Annotated in this window: 21 protein-coding genes; 14 read left to right on the top strand and 7 right to left on the bottom strand. The window is 67.5% G+C overall.

The window, feature by feature from the left end; genetic code table 11:
• Nucleotides 1–3: 3 nt before the first annotated feature.
• From G6N53_RS23020 to G6N53_RS23005, 4 genes are read right to left on the bottom strand one after another with little or no spacing between them, the layout of a single operon-like run.
• Nucleotides 4–1,008: a Gfo/Idh/MocA family protein gene (locus G6N53_RS23020; RefSeq protein ID WP_237166618.1), complete on the bottom strand. Its 1,005-nt coding sequence runs from the start codon at nt 1,006–1,008 to the stop codon at nt 4–6.
• Nucleotides 1,005–1,877, bottom strand: a complete 873-nt coding sequence (locus tag G6N53_RS23015) for a sugar phosphate isomerase/epimerase family protein (RefSeq protein WP_163892628.1) — start codon at nt 1,875–1,877, stop codon at nt 1,005–1,007. The genes G6N53_RS23020 and G6N53_RS23015 overlap by 4 nt, the downstream gene beginning before the upstream one ends.
• Nucleotides 1,874–2,902: a Gfo/Idh/MocA family protein gene (locus G6N53_RS23010; protein WP_163892625.1), complete on the bottom strand. Its 1,029-nt coding sequence runs from the start codon at nt 2,900–2,902 to the stop codon at nt 1,874–1,876. Before G6N53_RS23010 ends, G6N53_RS23015 begins: the two co-directional genes overlap by 4 nt.
• Nucleotides 2,899–4,062: a phytanoyl-CoA dioxygenase family protein gene (locus G6N53_RS23005; RefSeq protein WP_205390440.1), complete on the bottom strand. Its 1,164-nt coding sequence runs from the start codon at nt 4,060–4,062 to the stop codon at nt 2,899–2,901. The genes G6N53_RS23010 and G6N53_RS23005 overlap by 4 nt, the downstream gene beginning before the upstream one ends.
• A 152-nt stretch (nt 4,063–4,214) precedes the next feature.
• Here G6N53_RS23005 and G6N53_RS23000 point away from each other — a divergent pair, with 152 nt between their 5' ends.
• The 7 genes from G6N53_RS23000 (at nt 4,215) to G6N53_RS22970 (ending at nt 12,178) form a co-directional block, all read left to right on the top strand.
• Entirely contained in the window at nt 4,215–5,219 is a 1,005-nt protein-coding gene (locus tag G6N53_RS23000; protein WP_163892619.1) for a LacI family DNA-binding transcriptional regulator, read from the top strand.
• A 115-nt stretch (nt 5,220–5,334) separates the two neighbouring features.
• Nucleotides 5,335–6,186: a PfkB family carbohydrate kinase gene (locus G6N53_RS22995; RefSeq protein WP_163896275.1), complete on the top strand. Its 852-nt coding sequence runs from the start codon at nt 5,335–5,337 to the stop codon at nt 6,184–6,186.
• A gap of 298 nt (nt 6,187–6,484) precedes the next feature.
• Nucleotides 6,485–8,467: a 2-oxoacid:acceptor oxidoreductase subunit alpha gene (locus tag G6N53_RS22990; protein ID WP_163892616.1), complete on the top strand. Its 1,983-nt coding sequence runs from the start codon at nt 6,485–6,487 to the stop codon at nt 8,465–8,467.
• Nucleotides 8,464–9,546 (top strand): 2-oxoacid:ferredoxin oxidoreductase subunit beta, encoded by a 1,083-nt coding sequence (locus G6N53_RS22985; protein WP_163892612.1) that lies wholly within the window; start codon nt 8,464–8,466, stop codon nt 9,544–9,546. The genes G6N53_RS22990 and G6N53_RS22985 overlap by 4 nt, the downstream gene beginning before the upstream one ends.
• A gap of 34 nt (nt 9,547–9,580) precedes the next feature.
• A complete protein-coding gene (gene mobA / locus G6N53_RS22980) occupies nt 9,581–10,183 on the top strand; it encodes a molybdenum cofactor guanylyltransferase (RefSeq protein ID WP_163892609.1) in 603 nt (200 codons plus the stop codon).
• 945 nt (nt 10,184–11,128) lie between these two features.
• Nucleotides 11,129–11,452: a transglycosylase family protein gene (locus G6N53_RS22975; RefSeq protein WP_163892606.1), complete on the top strand. Its 324-nt coding sequence runs from the start codon at nt 11,129–11,131 to the stop codon at nt 11,450–11,452.
• A 219-nt stretch (nt 11,453–11,671) separates the two neighbouring features.
• Nucleotides 11,672–12,178 (top strand): transglycosylase family protein, encoded by a 507-nt coding sequence (locus tag G6N53_RS22970; RefSeq protein ID WP_163892603.1) that lies wholly within the window; start codon nt 11,672–11,674, stop codon nt 12,176–12,178.
• Between the two features lie 13 nt (nt 12,179–12,191).
• Here the strand turns inward: G6N53_RS22970 and G6N53_RS22965 are convergent, their stop codons facing one another.
• Nucleotides 12,192–13,358, bottom strand: a complete 1,167-nt coding sequence (locus G6N53_RS22965; RefSeq protein WP_163892597.1) for an FAD-dependent oxidoreductase — start codon at nt 13,356–13,358, stop codon at nt 12,192–12,194.
• Between the two features lie 137 nt (nt 13,359–13,495).
• Here G6N53_RS22965 and G6N53_RS22960 point away from each other — a divergent pair, with 137 nt between their 5' ends.
• From G6N53_RS22960 to G6N53_RS22950, 3 genes are read left to right on the top strand one after another with little or no spacing between them, the layout of a single operon-like run.
• Complete coding sequence (locus tag G6N53_RS22960) at nt 13,496–14,041, top strand: dimethylamine monooxygenase subunit DmmA family protein (protein WP_163892592.1); 546 nt, start codon at nt 13,496–13,498, stop codon at nt 14,039–14,041.
• The gene (locus G6N53_RS22955; RefSeq protein WP_163892589.1) at nt 14,038–14,994 is read left to right on the top strand and encodes a PDR/VanB family oxidoreductase; all 957 of its coding nucleotides are present in this window, start codon (nt 14,038–14,040) and stop codon (nt 14,992–14,994) included. Before G6N53_RS22960 ends, G6N53_RS22955 begins: the two co-directional genes overlap by 4 nt.
• Before the next feature lie 28 nt (nt 14,995–15,022).
• Nucleotides 15,023–16,000 carry a heme-dependent oxidative N-demethylase family protein gene (locus G6N53_RS22950; protein ID WP_163896273.1) on the top strand — a complete coding sequence of 326 codons (978 nt, stop codon included), beginning with the start codon at nt 15,023–15,025 and terminating at the stop codon, nt 15,998–16,000.
• Nucleotides 16,001–16,118: 118 nt separating this feature from the next.
• Here the strand turns inward: G6N53_RS22950 and G6N53_RS22945 are convergent, their stop codons facing one another.
• Nucleotides 16,119–16,337: a hypothetical protein gene (locus G6N53_RS22945; RefSeq protein ID WP_163892586.1), complete on the bottom strand. Its 219-nt coding sequence runs from the start codon at nt 16,335–16,337 to the stop codon at nt 16,119–16,121.
• Nucleotides 16,338–17,675: an ammonium transporter gene (locus G6N53_RS22940; protein ID WP_163892582.1), complete on the bottom strand. Its 1,338-nt coding sequence runs from the start codon at nt 17,673–17,675 to the stop codon at nt 16,338–16,340.
• Between the two features lie 177 nt (nt 17,676–17,852).
• Here G6N53_RS22940 and G6N53_RS22935 point away from each other — a divergent pair, with 177 nt between their 5' ends.
• Genes G6N53_RS22935 through folC form a run of 4 tightly spaced genes read left to right on the top strand, consistent with a single transcriptional unit; the run spans nt 17,853 to nt 25,293 of the window.
• The gene (locus G6N53_RS22935) at nt 17,853–19,847 is read left to right on the top strand and encodes a S9 family peptidase (protein ID WP_163892578.1); all 1,995 of its coding nucleotides are present in this window, start codon (nt 17,853–17,855) and stop codon (nt 19,845–19,847) included.
• A 10-nt stretch (nt 19,848–19,857) separates the two neighbouring features.
• Nucleotides 19,858–21,126 (top strand): saccharopine dehydrogenase family protein, encoded by a 1,269-nt coding sequence (locus tag G6N53_RS22930; RefSeq protein WP_163892575.1) that lies wholly within the window; start codon nt 19,858–19,860, stop codon nt 21,124–21,126.
• Nucleotides 21,127–21,172: 46 nt separating this feature from the next.
• Complete coding sequence (locus G6N53_RS22925; RefSeq protein ID WP_237166617.1) at nt 21,173–23,866, top strand: valine--tRNA ligase; 2,694 nt, start codon at nt 21,173–21,175, stop codon at nt 23,864–23,866.
• Nucleotides 23,863–25,293, top strand: coding sequence for a bifunctional tetrahydrofolate synthase/dihydrofolate synthase (folC, locus tag G6N53_RS22920; protein ID WP_163892572.1), 1,431 nt, complete (start codon nt 23,863–23,865; stop codon nt 25,291–25,293). Before G6N53_RS22925 ends, folC begins: the two co-directional genes overlap by 4 nt.
• The last annotated feature ends 13 nt before the right edge of the window (nt 25,294–25,306 follow it).

Raw genomic sequence — 25,306 nt, 5'->3', positions numbered from 1 at the left:
AGCTCAGCGGGGACTCAACCCCGCGGCCCGGTAGGCGTCGTCGATGAGCGCCATGTTGGCCACGGCGTCGGCGGTGTCGATCGGTAGCGGGGCACCGTGCTCGACGTGGGCGGCGAACGCTTCGAGCTGATAGGTGTAGGTCGCCCGGCTGCCGAGGTGCTCGACGGTCGTCCCGGTCTCGGTGGTGATGGTGATCCTGTCGTCGTCCTGCGGCTTGATGAAGTTGTGCGCCAGCACATCCCCGCGAGTCCCGACGATCCGCAGGGTGAACGAGTACTCGTCGGCCAGCATCGAATTGGCCGACAGGCCGGTGGCGCCACCGGGCAGTTCGAGTTCCACGTCACACCATGCATCGACATCGGGGCCGCCGTGGTCGCAATGCCCTGCCGTGGCGCCGACAACCGTCGGTGTGCCGAACCGGCGCATGACGTGCAGGCCGTAACACCCCAGATCCATCAGGGCGCCACCGGCGAGCTCCAACGACCACCGCGGATCCTCGGGCGGCGGTGCCGGCATCTCCATCCGGACCTCGACGCGGGTGAGCTCACCGAGCGAACCGTCGTGGGCGAGGTCGAAGACGCGACGCGTGAGCGGATGGAACAGGTAGTGAAAGCCCTCCAGCACCGGCACCCCGACCGCCTCGGCTGCCGCCGCCACCCGCTGCGCCTGCTCGCGGTTCCGGGCGAACGGCTTCTCGGTCAGCACCGGCTTTCCTGCCGCCACCGAGGCCAGGTTCCAGGGTGCGTGCAACCCGTTGGCCAACGGGTTGTAGATGATGTCGACCTCGGGGTCGTCGACCACATCCTGGTATGACTGCAGCACCCGCTCGACACCGTGTGCGTCGGCGAACACCTTGGCGCGCAACGGATCCCGCGAGGCGACCGCGACCAGCCGGTGGCCGAGATCCCGGGCAGGGCCGACGATCGCCGACTCGGCGATCCGGGACGCGCCGAGCACCCCGATCCGCAGGCCACCGGTCCGTCGGTGTGCTGCTGGGCGTTCGCTCACACCTCCACCGCGCGGCACACGTCCTGTAGATAGGCCACACTCGCACGCACGTCGCCGATCGGGCCCTCTCCGGTGGGTTCGCCGGCGAGGATGGTGTCCTGTTCCATGACGAACCAGCCGTCGTAGCCGTTGGCGCGCAGCGCTGTGACGAGCCCGGCGATGTCGACGTCGCCGCTGCCCAGCGCCGTGTAGATGCCGTCGCGTACGGCGTCGGTGTAGGTCATTTCACCGGCCTGCACCCGCGCGGCCATCGCCGCGTTCACGTCCTTGAGGTGGGCGTGTGAGATCCTGCCGGGCACGTCTCGTGCCAACTGCACCGGGTCTGTCCCGCCGATCAGCAGATGCCCGGTGTCCAGGCACAGCTGGATCGCCGAACCGTCCAGTACGCGTTGTACTTCGGCGCGGTTCTCCACCATCGTGCCGACATGCGGATGCAGCACCGCGGTCAGGCCACGCGCCGCGACGATCTCGGCCAACCGGTCCAGATTGCCCAACAGCGTGGACCACTGCGCATCGTCGAGCGTCGGGCGCGAGTCGTAGCCGTCCGACCCCGTCGCCGCGGCCAGTACGAGGACATCGGCATCGGAGGCCACCAGCGACTCGATCGGCCCGGCGATGTCGGTCGCCGGATCGTGTGCCGCGTCGTGCAGAACCACCGGGACGAACGATCCGACACAGCTGAGCCCGTAGGTGCCCAACAGCGTCGTCAACTCCGCGGGCTGTGACGGCAGGAACCCCTGGGGACCCGTCTCGGTCGCCGCCAAGCCGACCTCCCGCATCTCGGCCAGCACCCGATCCGGGTTCAGTTGATGGCCCCAGCCGGGGACCTCGCACACCCCCCACGAGATCGGTGCACCTGCGATCTTCACTTCTGTGTCTCCTTTCGAACCGACTCGAGCGATACCGGGACACCCCGGCGCAGCGACTCCGTGGCGGCTTCGGCGATCCACGCGACCTCGACCGCATCGGCTACCGTGGCGCCCAGATTCGGGCCTCCGCGAACGACTTCGACGAATCCGCTGAGCTCTGCGCGGAACGCGTCGGTGAACCGGTCCATGAAGAAGTGGTGCGGGGGACCGGCCGGGAAGTCGCCGGGTGAGGAGAAGCGCGGGTCACCGTTGCGCACCGGAGCGCCCTGATCCCAACCTGCGACCACCGTGTCGTCGAACCCGTGGACCTCGAGGCGGCAGTCGTAACCACGGCCGTTGTACCGCGCCGCGGACACCACCCCGAGCGCGCCGCCGTCGAAACGCACCACGATGGCGGCGGTGTCCACGTCGCCGTACTCGGTGAACAACGGATCTCCCTGCACGCTGCCGGTGGCGTACACCTCGACGGCGTTCTGCCCGGTGACCCAGCGCACCACGTCGAAATCGTGGACCGCGCAGTCGCGGAAGATGCCACCGGAGCCCTTGATGTAGTCCATCGGTGGCGGAGCGGGGTCCATCGTGGTGCTGCGCACGGTGTGCAGCGCGCCCAGTGTGCCGTCGTCGACCGCACGTTTGACGGCGGCGAACGCGGTGTCGAACCGACGCTGGTAGCCCACCTGAACGGGCACACCCGAGCGGGCGATCACCTCGGCCACCCGGGCGCTCTCTGCGGCACTGGCTGCGATCGGCTTCTCACAGAACGTCGGCAACCCGCGTTCGACGGCGGCCAGGGTCAACTCCGCGTGCGCAGGCGTGGCCGCCGCGACGACCACGCCGTCGATTCCCGAGGACAGCAGCTCTTCGACCGAGTTGACCGGTGTGGCACCGTATTTCGCGGCCACCTCCTTGACGACGTCGAGCCGTTCGTCGGTGATCACCAAGCCGGACACTGCCGGCAGGTTGGTCAGCGTCTCGGTGTGGAACGCACCGATCCGCCCGAGCCCGATGAGGCCGAGAGTGGTCATGGGATTCTCCGTTCATTCTGGTCGCCGAGTGCGAGGGCGAGGTCTTCTGGGGTGAGGTCGTCGGCCAGCGCACCCAGCACGGTGTCCACCTGGCTCGCAGGTGCCAGGCTTCCGATCGGTGGATCGCTGTCCAGGTTGGTGGGGAAGGCGTAACCCTCCGCAGTGGCGACCACGGCGTTCTCCACCTCGCGGTAGGGCCGGCCGGCGGTCTGCATCGCGCGCAGCGCCGGGTAGACGGCACGCACCATCGCGGTGCGGTCCAGCGCCTCCATCGCCCGCCCGAACGGCGACGAGATCTGCAGCAGGTTCGCGATGCGCCGGATTCCGGGTGAGATGTTGCTGCCCGCACCGTGATAGAGCGCCGGGTTGAAGAACACCGCGTCACCCTTCTGCAGCGGGAGTTGCACGTGGCGGCGGGCGAAGAAGTCGACGAACTCAGGCCGGTTGAACGCGATGTACCCCCCGGCGAACCGCTGAGAGTGTGGCAGCAGCATCGTCGGCCCGCTGTCCAAGGGCATGTCGCAGTGGGCGACCGCGCCCTGCAGCGTCAGCACCGGTGAGGCGCGGTGCACATGCGCGGGGTAGGCGGCGAGGTGATCCTCGGGAACGAAGCCGAGGTGGTAATCGCGGTGTGGCACCTGTGCTGCGCCGCCGGGGTTGACGACGTTGACCTGCGAGGTGACCTGATAGCGCGGACCCAGCCACGCCTGGCACACCACGGCGAGCACGTCGTTGGCGTAGTAGTCGGCGAACACCGCGGGGCTGTGCAGCGCCAGCTTCTGAGCCGCGTTCCAGATCCGGTCGTTGGCGCCCGGCTTGCCGAAATGATCGCCGGCGGTCACCCCGTCGACGCGTTGCGCCTCGATCAGCGCGAAGAACGCTTCGTTGGCGCGATCGACGACAGCGGCATCGAATGCCCCGGTGAAGACGACCACCCCGGGGCCGTCGGCGAGCGCCCGGATGAGCTCGGACTGCAGCGCCCGTCGGTCGCTTTGCGCCACGGACCGCGCCGTGTAGACGAGGACGTTGCTGCGGACCTCGTCGGCGAGCGGATAGTCGCCGAACTCGGTGTCGCGGTCCACCTCGGCGCGGAACGCGTCCAGGCCGAAGTCGGACTCGTCCAGCCACGGTGCCGGCGTCGCGCGCACTGGTGCTCCCATGGCAGTTAGTCTTGCTGTGATCGGCACCGCAATCAACCGCATAAATCCATCAAAAACACCTCACGGATTTGCCGCGAGCAGACACAAAGTCCCGCTGTTCGGGGCAAAAAAGCACAACTATGTGTCTGCTCGCGGAGAAAGGGCTCAGGGCAATGTCGCACCGGTACAAGGTCCGCGAGATCGCCCAACAGGCCGGTCTGAGTGAAGCCACTGTGGACCGGGTGCTGCACAACCGCCCCGGGGTCCGGGAGAACACCGTCGCAGAGGTCCACCAGGCCATTGCCGACCTGGACAAACAGCGCGCGCAGCTGCGCCTCAACGGGCGCCGGTACCTCATCGACATCGTCATGCAGACCCCTCGACGATTCTCCGATGCGTTCCGTGCAGCGGTGGAAGCCGAACTGCCCGCGTTCGCCCCGGCGATGCTGCGGGCCCGGTTCCATCTGTGGGAGTCGGGTTCGACCGCACAGATGGTCGAGGCGTTGCGGCGGCTGCGCGGCAGTCACGGGGTGGTGCTCAAGGCCCAGGACCAACCCGAGGTGGCCGAGGCGATCGACCGACTCGTGGACGCCGGGGTGCCGGTGGTGACTTATGCGACCGACGTGCCCGCAAGCTCGCGGTGCGGCTACGTCGGCATCGACAACCACGGCGCCGGGCTGACCGCCGCGTACCTGGTGAACCAGTGGCTGGGGCCCGCTCCGGCCGATGTCCTCATCACGTTGAGCCAGACGGTGTTCCGCGGCGAGGGCGAGCGCGAAGTCGGGTTCCGGTCGGGACTGCGTGGTTCCGGCCGGGGAATAGTCGAGGTCAGCGACAGCGACGGCATCGACGCGACCAACGAGCGGCTGGTGCTCGAGGCGCTCGAGAGCCACCCGGCGGTGGAGGCTGTGTACTCCGTCGGCGGGGGAAACGTCGCGACGGTCGCGGCGTTCGAGCGGATCGGGCGGCCCTGCCGGGTGTTCGTCGCCCACGACCTCGACGCCGACAACCGGCGACTGCTGCGGGACGGGCACATCTCCGCGGTGCTGCACAACGATCTGCGGGCCGATGCCAGGTTCGCGCTGAGGCTGATTCTGCAGGAACGCGGGGCTCTGCCGACGGAGTCGGCGCGGCCGGTCCCCATCCAGGTCATCACCCCCCACAACCTGCCGGCCTGACCGCAGAATCGTCGAAACCGGGCATTCACCGATAACATCTCGCCCCACGGTGTCGAAAACGCGCCGACGACGTAGATCAGGGAATCGATCGGTGCCGCAAGAGTTCATCAACGGTGTGACCGTGCTGGGCAACCTGGCCATCGATGTCATCGACGGTGCGCCCAGGAGTCCCGGTGGTTGCGCGTCCTTCGCCGGGGTGGCGCTCGAGGCGTCGGGCGTGCCCGGTCGAATCGTCGCGATGGGCGCCGAGCAGGACCACTCCCTCTTCGATGCGCTGCTCGAACGGTTCGGCGGCCTGATCCGGGTTCTGCCTTCCGACCGGACGAGCGCCTTCCGACTGGACTACGACGACGTCGATCATCGCCACATGTCGGTCGACGCGATCGGTCCGATCTGGGGTGAGGCCGAGGTGGAGGCCGCCGATCCCGATACCACCTGGGTGCACTTGGCCCCGCTGCTGCGCACCGATTTCCCGGCGGAAACCCTGAAGCTGCTCTCCGACCGCGGCCACCGGGTCGCCTACGACGGACAGGGGCTGGTGCGTGCCGACCGACTGGGACCGCTGGTCGAGGATCGGCACTTTCCCGCAGGCCTGCTGGACCACCTCGACGTCCTCAAGCTCGCGGAGGACGAAGCCATCGTCGTCGCTGACGGGCCCTTCGATGCGGACGTGGCCAGGCGGCTCGGGGTGCCCGAGATCGTGGTGACCTACGGCTCCGAGGGCTGCCACATCTACACCGACGGCGACGTCACGCGCGTTCCCGCGGCGTGGCGGGTGCTCGATGTGCAGACCACGGGTGCCGGCGACATGTTCACCGCATGCTATGTGGCCAACCGCGCAGCAGGATCGGATCCGCGACGGGCGGCCGAACTCGCCAGCGACCTCGTCGCCGGCGAGCTCGAGAAGCGGCGTCAGGTCGGGTCGTTCGACTCGGCTGAGGCCGTTCCGGCGCCCCGCGGCTGCTAGCCGGCAGCTACTGACGAGTAACCGCAATCTTAGAGAACGACGTTCTCGAAAACGTGACGAAAACCACAAATCTGTCGCATGTCAGCGGGCTTCACGCGCCTGAACTGGCACTTCGACGCTTCTTTACGTGTCGGTAACCGGTGTGCCCTGTTCAGGCCAGCCTAAGAGAAGTGCAATAATCGGTACTCCCGGTGACAGAAACATTTGGGTACAACTTGTTCGACGGTGCGTCATGAAGTCGCAGCCCGCTCTGCGACTTGCAGCGGCGCAGCCCGAGTAGATTTCGAAAGGCAGGGTCGTGGGTCAGAACGGCACAGTCAACGGCGACGGCGCCGCGACAAATCCCGCCCCGCGGCAGAAGCTCGAGAAGGTCGTCATCCGCTTCGCCGGTGACTCCGGCGACGGCATGCAGCTCACCGGTGACCGGTTCACGTCGGAAGCTGCGCTGTTCGGTAACGACCTTGCGACGCAACCGAATTACCCTGCCGAGATCCGTGCGCCGCAGGGCACTCTGCCCGGTGTCTCCTCGTTCCAGATCCAGATCGCCGATTACGACATCCTGACCGCTGGGGACCGCCCCGACGTCCTGGTCGCGATGAACCCGGCCGCGCTGAAGGCCAACGTCTCCGACCTGCCCCACGGCGGTCTGATCATCGCCAACTCCGACGAGTTCACCAAGCGCAACCTGGCCAAGGTCGGGTACAGCGCCAATCCGTTGGAGACCGACGAGCTGTCCGACTACGTGGTGCAGGCCGTCCCGATGACCACGCTGACGCTGGGCGCGGTGGAATCCATCGGGGCCACCAAGAAAGACGGCCAGCGCGCCAAGAACATGTTCGCGCTCGGCCTGCTGTCGTGGATGTACGGGCGCGAACTCGAACACAGCGAGTCGTTCATCCGGGAGAAGTTCGCCCGCAAGCCCGACATCGCCGAGGCCAACGTGCTGGCGCTGAAGGCCGGCTGGTACTTCGGTGAGACCACGGAAGCCTTCGCGACCACCTACGAGGTGTCGCCGGCCAAGCTCAAGACCGGCGAGTACCGGCAGATCTCGGGCAACACCGCGCTGGCCTACGGGCTGGTGTCCGCAGGCCATCTCAGTGACATCCAGGTGGTGCTGGGCACCTACCCGATCACCCCGGCCTCCGACATCCTGCACGAGCTGTCCAAGCACAAGAACTTTCACGTCCTGACGTTCCAGGCCGAGGACGAGATCGCCGGTATCGGTGCGGCCATCGGTGCCTCCTACGGCGGTGCGCTCGGTGTCACCAGCACTTCGGGGCCGGGCATCTCGCTGAAGTCCGAGGCGATCGGGCTGGCCGTGATGACCGAGCTGCCCCTGATCGTCATCGACGTGCAGCGCGGCGGACCGTCGACCGGTCTGCCCACCAAGACCGAGCAGGCCGACCTGCTCCAGGCGCTGTTCGGGCGCAACGGTGAATCACCGGTGGCCGTGCTGGCGCCGCGGTCACCGTCGGATTGCTTCGACATCGCCATGGAGGCCGCCCGCATCGCGGTGCACTATCACACCCCGGTGATGATCCTGTCCGATGGCGCCATCGCCAACGGTTCAGAACCGTGGCGGATCCCCGATGTGACCAGCTATGAGCCCATCGTGCACACCTTCGCCAAGACGGGTGAGCCGTTCGCGCCCTACGCGCGCGACCCCGAAACCCTGGCCCGGCAGTTCGCGATTCCCGGCACTCCCGGTCTGGAGCATCGAATCGGTGGCCTCGAGGCGGCCAACGGTTCGGGCAACATCTCCTACGAGCCCAAGAACCACGACCTGATGGTCCGGCTGCGTCAGGAGAAGGTTGCCGGCATCAAGGTCCCCGACCTCGAGGTCGACGATCCCAGCGGCGAGGCCGAGCTGCTGATGCTCGGCTGGGGCAGCAGCTACGGACCCATCGGTGAGGCCTGCCGGCGCGCCCGGCGAAAGGGCATCAAGGTCGCCCAGGCACATCTGCGCAACCTCAACCCGTTCCCGGCCAATGTCGGTGACGTGCTGGCGAAGTACTCCACCGTGGTGTTGCCGGAGATGAATCTCGGGCAGCTGGCGCTGCTGCTGCGCGGCAAGTATCTGGTGGATATCCAGTCGGTGACCAAGGTCGAGGGCATGGCGTTTCTCGCCGACGAGGTCGAGGGCATCATCGAGGCCGCGCTCGACGGAACCCTGGGCGAGAAAGAACTCGAGAAGGCGAAGTTCGCCAGGCTGGCGGCGGCCACCATCGAGGACCCGGCCGCAGTGGCCGACGACGCAACTGGTGTGGGAGCGAACGCATGACTGACCTGGTAGGAAGCGATCTGGGATTGACCCCCGGCGGTCTGTCCAAGACCAGCCTGGTGCCGACGACGGACCAACCGCAGAAGTCCAAGGATTTCACCAGCGACCAGGAGGTTCGTTGGTGCCCGGGTTGCGGTGACTACGTCATCCTCAACACCATCCGCAACTTCCTGCCCGAGTTGGGTCTGCGTCGCGAGAACATCGCGTTCGTCAGCGGAATCGGTTGCTCGAGCCGCTTTCCCTACTACCTGGAAACCTATGGCTTCCACTCGATCCACGGCCGGGCGCCGACCATCGCGACCGGGCTTGCACTGGCCCGCGAAGACCTGTCGGTCTGGGTGGTCACCGGTGACGGCGACGCCCTCTCGATCGGTGGCAACCACCTCATCCACGCGCTGCGACGCAACATCAACATCACGATCCTGTTGTTCAACAACCGGATCTACGGGTTGACCAAGGGCCAGTACTCGCCCACCTCCGAGGTCGGCAAGGTCACCAAGTCCACCCCGATGGGCTCGCTGGACTACCCGTTCAACCCGGTGTCGCTGGCCCTGGGCGCCGAGGCGACGTTCGTCGGCCGTGCCATGGACTCCGACCGCAAGGGTCTGTCCGAGGTGCTGCGCGGCGCCGCCGCCCACCGCGGCGCGGCGCTGGTCGAGATCATGCAGGACTGCCCGATCTTCAACGACGGCTCGTTCGACGCGCTGCGCAAGGAAGGCGCCGAGGAGCGGCTGATCAACCTCAGCCACGGCGAGCCGATCATCTTCGGGGCCGACGGCGAATACTGCGTGGTGAAGTCCGGCTACGGTCTCGAGGTCGCCAAGACCGCCGATGTGTCGGCCGACCAGATCGTGGTCCACGACGCGCAGCTCGAGGACCCGGCATATGCGTTCGCATTGTCGCGGCTGTCCGAGCAGAACCTGGACCACATGGTGATGGGCACCTTCCGTCAGGTGAGCAAGCCGACCTACGACGACGCGGCCCGGCAGCAGCTGGCCGCGGCGCGTGATGCCAAAGCCCACGACACGGCCGCGCTGCAATCGCTTCTGCGCGGCAAGGACACCTGGACCGTTGACTGACTGACGGTCGGCACGGTGCGCTAACGTCACCGATGTGACATCGTCGCTGCCGTTGGCCGCCGTGGTACTCGCAGGTGGTGCGTCCCGGCGGATGGGTCGGGACAAGGCCACGTTGCCTTTCGAGGGCGCCGCCGGCCCGACCACGCTGGTCGAACGGGTGGTCTCGATCGTGACCATGCGGTGTGCCCCGGTCTACGTCATCGCCGCGCCCGGTCAGGGGCTGCCCGACCTCCCGGCACTGGTGCTTCGCGACGAGGTACGCGGCGTGGGGCCGCTGCTCGCCGCCGGCCGGGGGTTGCGTGCCGCAGCGGAGGCCGGTTTCGAGCACGCGTTCGTCTGTGCGGTGGACATGCCCGAGCTGACCACCGAGCTGATCGACACTCTCGCCGGACCGGCCGAACGGCTGGGCGCCGATGTGGTGCTGCCGTGGGACGGCCGCGACCACTACCTGGCCGGTATCTACCGCACCGCGCTGTTCTCCACGATCGAGGCACTCGTCGGCGCGGGGGAGCGAAGCATGCGCGCGCTTGTGGTCTCCGTCGACACCCAACGGATCGTGATGCCCGAACAGCCCGCCCTGGCCAACGTCAACACGATGGCCGATCTGGACGCCGTGATGCCCCCGCGATTGGTCTAGCAAATTCAGTGATGGGGTGGCGCCGAATTTGCACACGAACTTCTCGAATTCATGCCACTGAATTCATACAGACAATTTTGTGATATGCGAACGGCCGATCTGAATCGGTCTACGGTGGCTGTTGCACCTGAGCGGACAAAACAGCCTGTCCCGCAACGGTGTTGATCCGTGAATCCGACGAAAACGATTAGAGGGAACCGAATTCGGCGTCGGTCGACCCGAAAAGCCTGGTCGCCGCCGCCGCGATATGGCTCACCTGCCGACGCCTGGGGTGGATGCTCGGCACAGTGGTACCGCGAAACATGTTGTCGCTCAGGTGGAACACTGCTCGAAGGTGGCGGTGTTCCGGGCTTGCGCGGAGGCTGCTGTTTGTCCGAATCGATTGTGGCGCAGCGTAACTAAGGTCCGCTGTTGACCGCCACGTCGGCGGCCGGCACAGCGAACCGAAAACTGCTGCCGGCGCGTGGGCGATGCTCTTCTGTGCCAGTCGACTCCGCTCACCGCGGTCCCCGTCACCCAAACCGTGTCCCAGCTCACAAAATGCTGGTGATCTGACTCACGTGCACGCGGGATCGGGCCGGTTTCTACGCCGGCGACAAACCCCGAGTTGACCTGCACGAACAACCGAGCAATGCGGTTGTGATCGTTCCGTTATCTGCCTGCGACACGTCGTTACTCGATATGACTTTGCGCAAAACGCTTTGTACGGTCCCAAACAGCTTCTACGGAGCAAATAACTCAAAACCACGAACCTGCGTGCGTGGGGCCTGCGGGAGGCGATCAGCCTCCGCTGGGTCGCCGGGTCCGAGACTCCGGCGAGGTGACTGCCGCCCCCCTGTTGTGCCCGACCGAGACGGCGCGACCCGACAACACCGCCTGGCTTCCAGGCACCGTGCCCGCCCATGCGCGGGCGGTGATGGCGCGCGCTTGCCGAAAGGATCGAAGTTGAAGAACATCCGCAAGACGTTTGGTCTGGCCACCATCGCCGGAGCGCTCACTGTGGCGCCGATGGTCCTGGCGACCGGTACCGCCAATGCGGACAGCGTCAACTGGGATGCCGTGGCGGCATGCGAGTCGGGCGGCAACTGGTCGATCAACACCGGTAACGGCTACTACGGCGGCCTGCAGTTCGCGATGGGCACCTGGAAGTCGAACGGTGGCTCGGGTTCGCCCCACCACGCCAGCCGTGAAGAGCAGATCCGGGTGGCCGAGAACGTGCTGCAGACGCAGGGCATCGGCGCATGGCCGACCTGCGGTGGACGCGGCTGACGCCGTACACACCTGGGAAAGAGGCGGTGCCGGCAGACGCCGGCGCCGCCCCTTTCTTCTCAGGGGTCTCTTACGTCAGATAAGCAACTACTAAAACTTTCGTCTCCTGCGTAACAGGTGATGTGCATCACCCGACAGACCGGATAACCGCAGCGTGAGAACGCGCCACCACTTCACTTGCGGGCCTTGAGTCACAACGGTCGGGGAAGGACCGCAGAGATGAACATTCGTAAGGTTGTCACCAAAGGCCTGATGGCCACCGCGATCTCCGGAGCGCTCGCTGTCATCCCGATGACACTCGACGGCTCCGCCGCCACCGCGCACGCCGACACCGTCAACTGGGACGCGATCGCCCAGTGCGAGTCCGGCGGGAACTGGTCGATCAACACCGGCAACGGTCACTACGGCGGCCTGCAGTTCAAGCCGGCGACCTGGTCCTCCAATGGCGGTGTGGGCAACCCTGCGACCGCGTCCCGGTCCGAGCAGATCCGCGTCGCCGAGAACGTCCTGCGGACCCAGGGCATCAAGGCCTGGCCGAAGTGCGGCGCCAAGGGAATGGCGGCTCAGGTGTGGGGCAACGCGCCCACCACTCCCGCTGCTCCGGCCCCTCGCACCGTCCCCGTGAAGGCGAACGGGTGCGCGGGCATGCCGACCTCGGTCTTCGGTGGCCTGCTCGACCTGCGCAAGATGTGCACCGCGTTGACGACGCCGCGCTCGGCGCGCTGAGAGCCGGCTGCGTTCAGCGCGCGGCGTCAGCTGCGGTAGGCGGGACATAAGCCGACCGGGCCGCGATCGACGCCAGGTGGGCTGTCACCACGCGTTCGGGAATCAGCGCCGTGGCCCGACTGGCGGCACCGCTGAGGAACGACGGACGAAGGTTCACGATCCTGCCGATCGTCGCCGACTCCCGCACCAGCGGACGGACCCGCCGTCTGCGGAAGCGGCCGAACCGGTCGAAGGCGGTGGGTAGGTCGGCGGACAGGGTGATGAACCGGGCGAGGATCGCCGCGTCCTCGAGCGCCTGGCACCCGCCCTGCCCTAGGTGGGGACGCATCGGATGGGCGGCGTCACCGACGAGCACCGCAGCGCCTTGTGACCAGCGCTCGGGCTGGGCCCGATCGAACAGATCGTTGCGCAGCAGATCCGCGGCATCCGTGGAGGCGATCAACCGCGGTATCGGGTCGGCCCACGAGGCCAGCTTCTGCGCGAGATAAGCGTGGTCCCCGCCGGGGGCGGCGAAACCCTGGGGCAGCCTCTCGGTGGCGAACCAGTAGGTGTGGTCAGGCCCCAGCGGCACATGCCCGACCTCGACCCCTGCTCCCATGGTCTCGCCGGCCAGCGCCGGGTCCAGTCGATGGGCGGCCACCCCACGCCATGCGGTGTATCCCACGTAGCGGCTGGACAGCGGTCCGTTGAGGACGCACGCCACCATCGAGTTGACACCGTCGGCGCCGATCACCGCGTCCACCTCGAAGTTCCGGGAATCGGACAGCGTCAGCCGCACCGAGTGTTCGCCGATGGTCAGCCCGGTCGCGCTGACCCCGGTCCGCACCGCCTGGGCGGGTAACGCGCCGCGCAGGATGTCGGTCAGCGCGCTGCGCCGCACCACCACGAGTGGTTCACCGAGGGCGTCCACGATTCGCTGCGCTGACGGGCGGCGCAGTGAGGTGCCGTCCCGCCAGCGGATCGCGCCGCCGGTCACCCGGCCACCTGCGCGCCGCACGGCATCGCCAAGCCCGATCTCGTCGAGGGCGGCCAGCGCGTTGGGCCAGATGCTGATGCCCGCGCCGGTGGTCGTGTCGGTGCGTTGCTCGATCACCGTCACGTCGTGTCCGGCACGGTGCAGCGCGACGGCCGTGGCCAACCCGGCGATACCGGCGCCGATCACCGTGATGTGGGCGGGCATCCGCCGACTGTATCCGTCGGCGGCGACCGGTTCGGGGACACGTCAAACAGACGAGACAGCCAGGTCACATCCACGAAACGCGAGCCTGGTTTCCTGAAGGGCAACCGAGTCAACTGCAGGTGTACACCGGAGGTTTCATGGGACCCGCCCTCGAGCTGACCAGCGTGCCCGCCTGGACCACCGCCGTCACCCGGCCGGACGCAGACCTGTCCGGTCGGCAGTGGAGCATCATCGCCTTCGGCCCAGCCGGTGCCGAGGTGGCGCGCGGGTGGTCCGACCAGATCTCCGCGAGCGGGCGGGTATCCGCGGTACGGGTGCACGAGATCGCCGAGCAGGACGGCGACGGGCCGGCGCGTGCGGCGCTGCTGGCCGACCTTGCCCACGCGCGGGTCGGCTGGCGTCTGATGATCGCCGGGCCGGCAGACGCCTGCCTGAAGGTGCGCGCGTTGGCGATGGAGACGGGCATCGCCGACGACGAGATGACGGTGGCCTCGACCGATGTGGCGTCGCGTTCGGTGCAGTGCGTGCACTGCCGGACTGTCACCTCTGCGGCCGTCGAACTCGAAGACGTCCTGGCGTGCAGCGGGTGCGGCCGCAACCTGCTGGTGTACTACCACGTCTCACGCAGGCAGGGTGCACATCTGGGGTTCATGGTCGACGCCGAGGAGCAGACCGCCCGGTGAGCACGCTGAAGCTGGTCGTCGCCGCCATCGACGACACGATCGCCGGTATCCGCACGCTGACGCTCACCCATCCGGACGGCGCACCGCTGCCCTCCTTCCCGCCCGGGAGCCACATCGTCGTGGAGTGCGGCGGTCCGGGTCGCCCCGCCAACGCCTATTCGCTGACCGGGGACGGCATCTCCCCGGACGCCTACGTGATCTCGGTGTTGCGGTGTGGCGAGGAATCGGCGGCCGGATCCAGCGGATCGCGCTGGATCCACGACGAGCTGGCGGCGGGTGACACCGTGGTCACCCGCCCGCCTCGTAGCGCATTCGCGCCGGTGCTGCGCGCCCGCAGGCACCTACTGGTGGCCGCGGGCATCGGAATCACGCCGATGGTGTCGCACCTGCGCAGCGCCCGGCTGTGGGGCCGCGACGCCCGGCTGCTCTACATCCATCGCGCAGAGCGGCCGGCCTACGTCGACACCGTGCTGTCGCTCACCGACCACGCCGCGGTCCACACCCGCCGCGACGAGTTCACCGACGAGCTCGTCACCATGCTCGCCGACCAGCCCATCGGCACCCACCTCTACATCTGCGGGCCCGCGTCTTTCATCGACTCGGTCTCTGCCCTCGCCGGCGAGCTGGGCTGGCCGGGCAGCCGAATCCACATGGAACACTTCGGATCTGCCGCCCTGGATCCCGGAGAGCCGTTCGCCGTGCGGGTCTGCTCGAGCGGCGAGGGGTTCACCGTCGACCCCGGGGTGTCGCTGCTGGAGGCGCTGGAGAGCCGCGGTTACGACGTGGCCAGCCTGTGCCGGCGCGGAGTCTGCGGCGAATGTCGTGTCCCGGTCGCCGGTGGCGTCATCACCCACCGCGATCTGTTCCTCAGCGACGAGGAGAAGCGATCGGGTGAGTCGATGATGGCCTGTGTGTCCCGGGCCGGCGGTGGAACCTTGGAGTTGGCCCTGTGATCGGAGTGACCGAATGAATGTTGAAGGACTGTTGTCGGCGCCGGACCTGATCGAGACGTTTCCGTTCCCGTTCGCCGCCGACAGCTACCGGTACAGCACCAACGTGGAACCGGCAGGCTCGGCAGTGCACACCCCCGCGGGCCGCTGGGGGGAGCGCGTCGTCGACATCGACAGTGAGTACGAGCACGAACTCGCCGAGCGTGCCACGGTTCTGGCTGCCGATCCGACCCGCTACGCCGTGCTGCCACACATGCGGCCTGCCTGCTGGGACACCATGTTGACGCTGATGCGCGAGATGGCCACCGCGTACCCCGAGATCATGTCGTTGGAGCGCCGCGGCTCCGGGTGGCACTGGCGCAACGACCGGCTGGGTCTGACCCAGGATTTTGTCGTCGGGGACGAGACCACGCTTCCCGCCGAACCGTTGGCCTACATCGCGAGCCAGGTGCAGGAGGACATCGTGCTGCTCGACCAGCGCGACGGTGACCTCTTCGGTGATGCCGGTGTGGTGACCTTCGCAGCGGACTGGTCTTTCGGTTTCGACGTGGGTATGACGTTCCTGGAGATCCACGGTCCGGTACCCCGGCTCAGGGAGTCCGGCGTCATCACCCGGGCCCGCGAGTTCCTGATGCGGCTGCAGCCCGGCGAGACCTACCGGCGCACCAACTGGACGCTGACCATCGGCCGTCGCCTCGATGTCTCCACCGAGCGATACCACGAATGGGGCCCGGACCGGACGATGATCCAGACTGTCCCGGACGAGGATTTCGGGCGGCTGGTGCACCTGCGGGTCGAGGTGCAGCACCTCATCCGGCTGCCCGAGTCGGGATCGATCTGCTTTCTGATCCGCACCTACATGCTGCCGCTCGCCGATGTGGCGGCGGTGGAAGCGTGGCGTCAGCGTGCAGCGACGGTGCTCGCCGAGTTGCCCGAGGACATGGCCGACTACAAGGGCATCATCGCCTTCCGCGACCACGCTGTGCGGTGGCTGCGCAACGCAGGCTGACGGGGTCCCTGGCGAGCGGGGCCCCTGGCGAGCAGACACAAAGTCGCACGAATCCGATTGGATCCGTGCGACTTTGTGTCTGCTCGCGACCCGGGAGGTATCCCCAGCTCGCGCAAGGTCAGTAGACCGGCGGTTCGCCTTCCGCGACCGGCCCCTTCTCGACCGGCGTGTGTTCGATGATGGCCTTGTAGGCGTGGTTCTCGTGCTGGATCATCCGGACGAAGAACCCGACGAAGAGCGCCACCGCGAGGATGAAGAACAACCAGGTGCCGAAGCTGTTGCCACCGAAGGTGAACACCACGCCGGGAACGTCATAGCTGTCGATCGGACTGAACATTTATTTCACCTCCTCACCGAGGACGAGCACCGCAGTGCCGCTGCTGGAACGCATCTCGGTCACCGGGATGCCCTCGGGGTAAGGCGTGGCCGGAACCTCGGACAGGTCCAGACCCTGCAACTCCACCTCCGGCGGAATCCGCAGCAGACCGGCCTTCTTCAGCCCCAGCGACAGCAGGTAGGCGGGGAAGAACCCCAGCGCGGCGAAGGTGACCGCACCGATCAGCTGACCCCAGAAGGAAATCGACGGGTTGCCGTCGGTGTTGGGGTAGCCGGCGAGGAACACGCCCGCCATGATCAGCGAGTAGAAGCCCATACCGCCGTGCACGGCGACCGCACCGACCACGTCGTCGATCTTCATCTTGTCCAGCAGTTTGCCGATGAACGGGATCAGGCCGCCGCCCACCAACGCGATGACGAACGTCAGCGCCGGGTGGTACAGGTCCAGTCCGGCGGCGACGGCGATCACGCCCGCCAGCCCGCCCGAGATCGTCCAGAACGGCTCACCGCGGGAGGTCAGGTAGGCACCGATGATGCCGCCTGCCAGGCCCATCAACGTGTTGAAAGCGAAGGCGCTCAACGTCGTCGGGCTTCCGTAGATGGTGGCGTAGCCGCCGGGGCCGTAGATGACGCAGCCCATCAGGAAGCCGAAGAAGCCGGTGAAGATCAGGAACAGCCCGAGCATGGTCAACGGCAGGTTGTGCGGGCGGATCGTCACCGGCGTGCCATCAGGCAGGAAGCGGCCGATCCGTGGCCCCAGGTTGATCAGGATGCCCAGCGCGGCGAAGCCGGCGATCATGTGCACACAACCGGCCGCACCGACGTCGTGGAAACCGAGTTCGGTCAACATCCAGCCGGCGCCGTGCCACCCCCATGACGCGCCGATGATCCACACCACCGAGCCGACGAACACGGTCAGGACCAGGAAGCCGCTGGTCCGGATGCGTTCGAGTACCGCCCCGGACATGATCGAACCGGTGGTGGCGGCGAACAGCGCGAACGCGCCCCAGAAAATGCCGCTCGCGGGGTCGTCAGTGTTCGGGCCCATGTTGTCGCTCCACGGCAGAGCTGCCTTGGCTGCGTCGTTGAACTCGATGAACCCCGTGGGCATGGCGTTGTAGAGGAACCAGCCGACAAAAAAGAACGACGCGATGATGGTGGCGAACGCCAGCAGGTTCTTCATCGCGGTGGCCAGGACGTTCTTCGAACGCGACGCACCGATCTCGTAGGCCAGGAAGCCCGCGTGGATGAGCATCATCAACGCGATGGACATCCAATAGAAGAATTCGTTGTTGACTGCCGCCATGGACGCAATCGCGTCCTCGACTTCGGGTGTCAAGGGGACCTCCACCGTTGGGTATTTGGGGATGGCTGGTTGGCCACTGGGTTTATCAGGAGTGTTCTCGAGGTACTGACGGTGTACGAGGCTTGACGCTAACTGTGGGAATGTGTCCCACCTGTCAAGGCGCGTTAATTCCGCGTGAAGTCATCTGGTGGCGTGTGTTACGAAGTGCGCATGACCTCAACCGCGGGATCCGCAGCCCCTTTCGGCGACCTCGACGACTTCCTGGCCCTCCCGCGGATGTCCGGTCTTGCGGTGTCCGCGGACGGCTCGAGGATCGTCACCACCGTCGCCGCCCTCAACACCAAGCGCACCGAGTTCGTCAGCTCGCTGTGGGAACTCGACCCGCGTGGACGGCAGCCGGCACGCCGAATCACCCACGGCGAGAAAGGGGAGTCGGCACCGGCTTTCACCGCAGACGGAGATCTGCTGTTCCTCGCCGCCAGGGCCACCGCCGATGATGACAAACCACCCAAATCGCTGTGGCGGTTGCCCACGGCCGGTGGCGAAGCGGTCGAGGCCGTCATGCTGCCCGGTGGTGTCGACGCAGTGGTGGCGGCTGAAGCCGCCGCCACGGTTGTGATCGCCTCCTCGGTGTTTCCGTCGGCGACCGACACCGACCACGACAAGCAACTGCGGGCGGCCCGCAAGGACAACAAGGTCTCGGCGGTGCTGCACGACGGTTACCCGGTCCGGTACTGGGACCAGGACCTCGGCCCCGAGCGCACGCACTTGTTCGGCGCGGACGGGCGCGACCTGACCCCGGACGCCGGCGCCGCCTTGAGCCACGCGGATTTCGATCTCAGCCGCGACGGTGCGTTCGTGGTGGCGGCCTGGCAGCGGCCGGCGCCGGGAGCGGCGGTCCGCAGCACGCTGATCCGCATCGACGTGGCGACCGCGCAGCGCTCCGTCGTCGTCGACGACCCCGATGCCGATCTGGGACTGCCGGCGATCTCCCCGGACGGGCAGTCGGTGGCCTTCACCCGGGAGACGTTCTCCACGTCGCATCATGCACCGCGAACAACGTTGTGGCTGCTGCGTTTCGGCGCGCAGCCGGTCGAGCTGACGACGCACTGGGACCGCTGGCCGACGTCGGTGACATGGTCGGCGGACGGTTCGTCGCTGATCGTGACCGCAGACGACAACGGTCGCGGCCCGATCTTCGCCGTCGACCCGGCCTCCGGCGCGGTGCGTTCGATCGTCGCTGACGATTTCACCTACTCCGACGTACGCTCCGCCCCCGGCGGGGTGCTGTTCGCGCTGCGCAGTTCCTGCGCCACCCCGCCGCACCCGGTGCGCATCGACGCCGACGGGACGGTGGTCGAGTTGCCGTGCCTGCCGAGGCCCGAACTGCCCGGCACGCTGACAGAGGTGACCGCGGTCGCCGACGACGGGCAGGCGGTGCGGTCCTGGCTGGCGGTCCCCCACGGAAGTGACGACGACGCACCGGCCCCACTGCTGTTGTGGATCCACGGCGGCCCGCTGGCGAGCTGGAATGCGTGGCATTGGCGGTGGAACCCGTGGGTGATGGTGGCCCGCGGTTACGCGGTGCTGCTGCCCGACCCGGCTCTGTCAACCGGCTACGGCCAGGAATTCGTCCAACGTGGTTGGGGAGCATGGGGTTCGGCGCCGTACACCGATCTACTCGCGGCCACCGACGCGGCCTGCGCACAGCCCGGCGTCGACGCAACCCGCACCGCTGCGATGGGCGGTTCGTTCGGCGGCTACATGGCCAACTGGATCGCCGGGCACACCGACCGATTCGCGGCGATCGTCACCCATGCGAGCCTGTGGGCACTCGACCAGTTCGGCTCGACCACCGACGGTGCGTACTGGTGGGCCAGGGAGATGACACCCGAGATGGCGGCGGCGCACTCACCGCACCGATTCGTCTCGGAGATCGCCACGCCGATGCTGGTGATCCACGGCGACAAGGACTACCGGGTGCCGATCGGCGAGGCCCTTCGATTGTGGTACGAGTTGCTGAGCCGATCGGCGCTGCCGGCCGGCGACGATGGAGCGACCGTCCACCGCTTCCTGTACTTCCCTTCGGAGAACCACTGGGTGCTCAGCCCGCAGCACGCCAAGATCTGGTACCAGGTGGTGACAGGCTTCCTGTCCAGACATGTGCTCGGTCAGGACGTCGAGTTGCCCGAGATGCTCGGGTAGCGTCGGCTCCATGACCGCTCCGGAGAATGAAGCCGATCGCGAGTTCGATGTCGTCGTCTACGGTGCCACCGGATTCGTCGGCAAGCTGACCGCCGAGTATCTGGCCGCCGCGGCGGGCGGCGCACGCGTCGCGCTGGCAGGCCGTTCGGCAGACCGGCTGCTCGCCGTGCGTGACTCGCTGGGGGAGGCGGCGCAATCGTGGCCGCTGATCACCGCCGACGCCTCGCAACCGGCCACGCTCAACGCGATGGCGGCCCGCACCCGGGTGGTGATCACCACTGTCGGGCCCTACCTGCGCTACGGCCTGCCACTGGTCGCGGCATGTGCGGCTGCGGGCACCGACTACGCCGATCTCACCGGCGAGCCGTTGTTCATCCGCAAAGGCATCGATCTCTATCACAAGCAGGCCACCGACACCGGCGCACGGATCGTCCACTCGTGCGGGTTCGACTCCATCCCTTCGGATCTGACGGTGTACGCGCTGTACCGTCAGGCCGAGCGCGACGGCACCGGTCAGCTCGGCGACACCAACTTCGTGGTTCGCCGTTTCGCGGGCGGTGTCTCCGGTGGCACCGTCGCGTCGATGACCGAGCTCGCCCGGGAAGCCTCCGCCGATCCCGAGGCGCGCCGGCTGCTCAACGATCCCTACACGCTGACACCGGACCGCGCGGCGGAGCCCGAACTCGGCGCGCAGCCCGACGCGCGATGGCGGCGTGGGCGTGACATCGCGCCCGAGCTCGACGGCTACTGGGTCGGTGCGTTCGCGATGGCAATCCCGAACACCCGCATCGTCCGGCGAACCAATGCGCTGTTGGACTACGCCTACGGCAGACGGTTCGAGTACGCGGAGCAGATGAGCGTCGGACGTTCCGTGGTGGCCCCGTTGGCCGCGGCGATGGCGACCGGTGGCAACGTCGCGACCATGGGGTTGGGCAGTCGATTCCTCGACCGGGTGCCGCGCGGCCTGCTCGAGCGGGTGCTGCCCAAGGTGGGCACCGGGCCCAGCGAGCGGGCCCGCGAACAGGGCCACTACACCGTCGAGACATACACCACCACCTCCACCGGCGCCCGCTACCTGGCGCGGATGTCGCAGCGGGGTGACCCGGGTTACAAGGCGACGTCGGTGTTGCTGGGTGAAAGCGGACTGGCGTTGGCGCTGGACCGCGCGCACCTCTCTGACCTGCGGGGGGTGTTGACGCCGGCGGCCGCCATGGGTGACGCGTTGCTGGCGCGGTTCCCGGCTGCCGGGGTGTCGCTGGAGACGTCGCGGCTGGCCTGACCGGTGGGGCGGTGACCCGCTTGCAGAGTCTTCCTAGAATGGCTCGGTGACCGCCAGTTCCCAGCCCATCGCCAGCAGCGGCCTCGAAGGGGGTCCGTCCATCGACGCCCTTCCCAAATCATGGGACCCGGGGGCAGTGGAGAGCACGCTCTACCAGGGCTGGGTCGACTCCGGGTACTTCGGTGCCGACCCGGACAGCGGCAAGCCCGCGTACTCGATCGTGTTGCCGCCACCGAACGTCACGGGCAACCTGCACATGGGTCACGCACTCGACCACACGCTGATGGACGCCCTGACCCGGCGTAAGCGCATGCAGGGCTACGAAGTGCTCTGGCTACCGGGGATGGACCACGCGGGGATCGCCACCCAGTCGGTTGTGGAGAAGCAACTCGCTGTCGACGGCAAGACGAAAGAGGACTTCGGGCGCGACCTGTTCGTCGAAAAGGTGTGGGACTGGAAGCGGGAGTCCGGCGGCACCATCGGATGGCAGATGCGCGCCCTGGGCGACGGCGTGGACTGGAGTCGCGACCGGTTCACCATGGACGAGGGTCTTTCGCGGGCGGTCCGCACGATCTTCAAACGACTCTTCGATGCCGGGCTGATCTATCAGGCCGAGCGGCTGGTGAACTGGTCGCCGGTGCTCGAGACCGCGATCTCCGACCTCGAGGTCAAGTACGAGGACGTCGAAGGCGAACTGGTGTCGTTCCGCTACGGCTCGATGAACGACGACGAGCCGCACATCGTGGTGGCCACCACCCGGATGGAGACGATGCTCGGAGACACCGCGATCGCCGTGCATCCCGACGATCAGCGGTACCGCCACCTGGTGGGCCAGACGCTGCCGCATCCGTTCCTCGACCGGGACATGGTGATCGTCGCCGACGAGCACGTCGATCCCGAGTTCGGCACCGGAGCGGTGAAAGTCACGCCCGCCCACGACCCGAACGACTTCGAGATCGGCCTGCGGCACCAGCTGCCGATGCCGTCGATTCTCGACACCAGGGGCCGGATCGTCGACACCGCAACCCGATTCGACGGCATGGATCGATTCGAAGCGCGCGTGGCCATTCGCGAGGCGCTGGCCGAACAGGGCCGGATCGTCGCCGAGAAGCGGCCCTATCTGCACAGCGTCGGCCACTCCGAACGCAGCGGCGAACCGATCGAGCCGCGCCTGAGCCTGCAGTGGTGGGTCAAGGTGGAATCGCTGGCCAAGGCCGCCGGTGACGCGGTCCGCAACGGCGACACCGTGATCCATCCCGCCAGCCTGGAGCCCCGTTGGTTCGGCTGGGTCGACAACATGCACGACTGGTGCATCTCACGTCAGCTGTGGTGGGGACACCGCATCCCGATCTGGCACGGGCCGAACGGCGAAACCGTGTGCGTGGGCCCGGACGAGACACCGCCGCAGGACTGGGAGCAGGACCCCGACGTGCTGGACACGTGGTTCAGCTCGGCGCTGTGGCCGTTCTCCACGATGGGCTGGCCGGAGCGCACCCCCGAGCTGGCGAAGTTCTATCCGACCACGGTGCTGGTCACCGGATACGACATCCTGTTCTTCTGGGTGGCACGGATGATGATGTTCGGCACGTTTGTCGGCGACGACCCGGCGATCACCGGCGACGGAATCCGCGGCCCGCAGGTTCCCTTCGAAAACGTGTTCCTGCACGGCCTGATCCGCGACGAGCACGGTCGCAAGATGAGCAAGTCCCGCGGCAACGGCATCGACCCACTGGACTGGGTGGAGAAGTTCGGTGCGGACGCATTGCGATTCACCCTGGCCCGGGGTGCCAGCCCCGGCGGCGATCTGGCCATCGGCGAGGATCACGCCCGGGCGTCGCGCAACTTCGCCACCAAGCTGTTCAACGCCACCCGGTTCGCGCTGCTCAACGGGGCAAGCCCAGCTCCGCTGCCGTCGGCTGCGGAGCTCACCGACGCCGACCGCTGGATCCTCGGCCGGCTGGAAGAGGTTCGGGCCGAAGTGGATTCGGCGTTGGACAGCTACGAGTTCAGCAAGGCCTGCGAGGCGCTGTACCACTTCGCCTGGGACGAGTTCTGCGACTGGTATGTAGAGCTGGCGAAAGTCCAACTCGGGCAGGAAGAGACACCCGCCGCGCGCACGACTGCGGTCCTCGCCTTCGTGCTCGACACACTGCTCAAGCTGCTTCACCCGGTGATGCCGTTTGTGACCGAGGTGCTGTGGAAGGCGGTGACCGGGGGTGAGTCGATCGTCGTCGCCGACTGGCCCGAGCCCTCCGGGTTCGGTACCGATGAGGCTGCGGCCCAACGTGTGTCCGACATGCAGAAGTTGGTCACCGAGGTCCGCAGGTTCCGCAGCGACCAGGGCCTCGGCGACCGGCAGAAGGTCCCGGCCCGACTCTCCGAGATCAGCGCGGCCGGGCTCGACGCCCACGTTCCGGCGGTCACGGCGCTGGCCTGGCTGACCCCGCCGGCTGACGATTTCACCCCGTCGGCCTCCCTGGAGGTGAGGTTGTCCGGAGCCACCGTGCTCGTCGAACTCGACACCTCGGGAACCGTCGACGTCGGCGCCGAACGGCGCAGGCTGGAAAAGGATCTGGCCGCCGCGCAGAAGGAGCTGGCCGGCACCACCGGCAAGCTCGGCAACGACGGGTTCCTGGCCAAGGCGCCAGTCGAGGTCGTCGACAAGATCCGCGCTCGTCAGCAGGTCGCCCGCGAGGAAGTGGAGCGCATCACCTCCAGGCTCGAGTCGCTGCCGCAATGACTGTCGAGCCCGAACCCGAGCCCACCCCGGACGAGATCGCCTCACTGTTGCAGGTCGAGCACCTGCTCGATCAGCGCTGGCCGGAAACCAGGATCGAGCCGAGCACCGCTCGGATCTCGGCGCTGCTGGAGTTGCTCGGGTCGCCGCAACGCGGTTACCCGTCGATCCACATCGGCGGAACCAACGGCAAGACCTCGGTCGCCAGGATGGTCGACGCACTGCTGACCGCACTGCACCGGCGCACCGGGCGGACGACCAGCCCGCACCTGCAGTCGGCAGTGGAGCGCATCGCGATCGACGGCAAACCGATCAGCCCGGCGACCTACGTCGACACATACCGCGAGATCGAGCCGTTCGTGGAACTGGTCGACAAGCAGTCCCAGGCCACCGGGGACGGCCCCCGGTTGAGCAAGTTCGAAGTTCTCACCGCGATGGCCTTCGCCGCTTTCGCTGACGCGCCCATCGACGTGGCGGTCGTCGAAGTGGGACTCGGCGGCCGCTGGGACGCCACCAACGTCGTCAATGCCCCCGTGGTGGTCATCACGCCGATCGGCGTCGACCACGTCGACTACCTCGGCGAGACCGTCACCGAGATAGCCGGTGAGAAGGCGGGCATCATCACGAAACAGGCAGACGATCTGATACCGACCGACACGGTCGCGGTGATCGCCCGGCAGCCGCAGGAAGCGATGGAGGTGCTGCTGGCGCAGGCGGTGCGTGCCGACGCCGCGGTCGCCCGCGAGGACTCCGAGTTCGCGGTGCTCGGCAGGCAGGTAGCCGTCGGCGGCCAGCTGCTCGAATTGCAGGGCCTCGGCGGGCTGTACTCCGAGATCTTCCTTCCGCTGCACGGTGAGCATCAGGCGCACAACGCCGCCCTCGCCCTCGCGGCGGTCGAGGCGTTCTTCGGCGCCGGAGCTCAGCGACAACTCGACATCGACGCCGTGCGCGCCGGGTTCGCGGCCGTGGCCTCGCCTGGCCGGCTGGAACGGATGCGCAGCGCCCCAACTGTTTTCATCGATGCGGCCCACAACCCGGCTGGCGCGGCCGCGCTCGCTCAGGCATTGAGCGAGGAGTTCGACTTCCGGTTCCTGGTGGGCGTCGTGTCCGTGATGGCCGACAAGGACGCCGACGGCATCCTGGCCGCGCTCGAACCGGTGTTGGACCAGATCGTGGTCACCCACAACGGTTCGCCGCGGGCACTGGAGGTCGAAGCACTGGCGCTCAAGGCCGAGGAGCGGTTCGGTCCGGAGCGCGTCATCTCCGCGAACACCCTGCCGGACGCCATCGAGACGGCCACCGCCCTCGTCGAGGAGTCGGGCAACGCTGACGACGGGGCCGGCGGCATGGGGGGAGTGGGCGTCGTCATCACCGGCTCGGTGGTGACCGCCGGCGCGGCGCGCACCCTGTTCGGCAGGGATCCGGCGTGAGCGCACAACCCCC

It is taken from the genome of Mycolicibacterium hippocampi (assembly GCF_010723735.1).
GTDB lineage: Bacteria > Actinomycetota > Actinomycetes > Mycobacteriales > Mycobacteriaceae > Mycobacterium > Mycobacterium hippocampi.
This window is presented reverse-complemented; position numbering and strand designations above follow the sequence as displayed.

Excerpts from the sequence above, each read along its gene's own strand:
- G6N53_RS23000 (WP_163892619.1), top strand. The coding sequence starts at position 4,215 with ATGTCGCACCGGTACAAGGTCCGCGAGATCGCCCAACAGGCCGGTCTG.
- G6N53_RS22985 (WP_163892612.1), top strand. The coding sequence starts at position 8,464 with ATGACTGACCTGGTAGGAAGCGATCTGGGATTGACCCCCGGCGGTCTG.
- folC (WP_163892572.1), top strand. The coding sequence starts at position 23,863 with ATGACTGTCGAGCCCGAACCCGAGCCCACCCCGGACGAGATCGCCTCA.
- G6N53_RS23010 (WP_163892625.1), bottom strand. The coding sequence starts at position 2,902 with ATGACCACTCTCGGCCTCATCGGGCTCGGGCGGATCGGTGCGTTCCAC.
- G6N53_RS22935 (WP_163892578.1), top strand. The coding sequence starts at position 17,853 with ATGACCTCAACCGCGGGATCCGCAGCCCCTTTCGGCGACCTCGACGAC.
- G6N53_RS22970 (WP_163892603.1), top strand. The coding sequence starts at position 11,672 with ATGAACATTCGTAAGGTTGTCACCAAAGGCCTGATGGCCACCGCGATC.
- G6N53_RS23005 (WP_205390440.1), bottom strand. The coding sequence starts at position 4,062 with ATGGGAGCACCAGTGCGCGCGACGCCGGCACCGTGGCTGGACGAGTCC.
- G6N53_RS22945 (WP_163892586.1), bottom strand. The coding sequence starts at position 16,337 with ATGTTCAGTCCGATCGACAGCTATGACGTTCCCGGCGTGGTGTTCACC.
- G6N53_RS22960 (WP_163892592.1), top strand. The coding sequence starts at position 13,496 with ATGGGACCCGCCCTCGAGCTGACCAGCGTGCCCGCCTGGACCACCGCC.
- G6N53_RS22965 (WP_163892597.1), bottom strand. The coding sequence starts at position 13,358 with ATGCCCGCCCACATCACGGTGATCGGCGCCGGTATCGCCGGGTTGGCC.
- G6N53_RS22930 (WP_163892575.1), top strand. The coding sequence starts at position 19,858 with ATGACCGCTCCGGAGAATGAAGCCGATCGCGAGTTCGATGTCGTCGTC.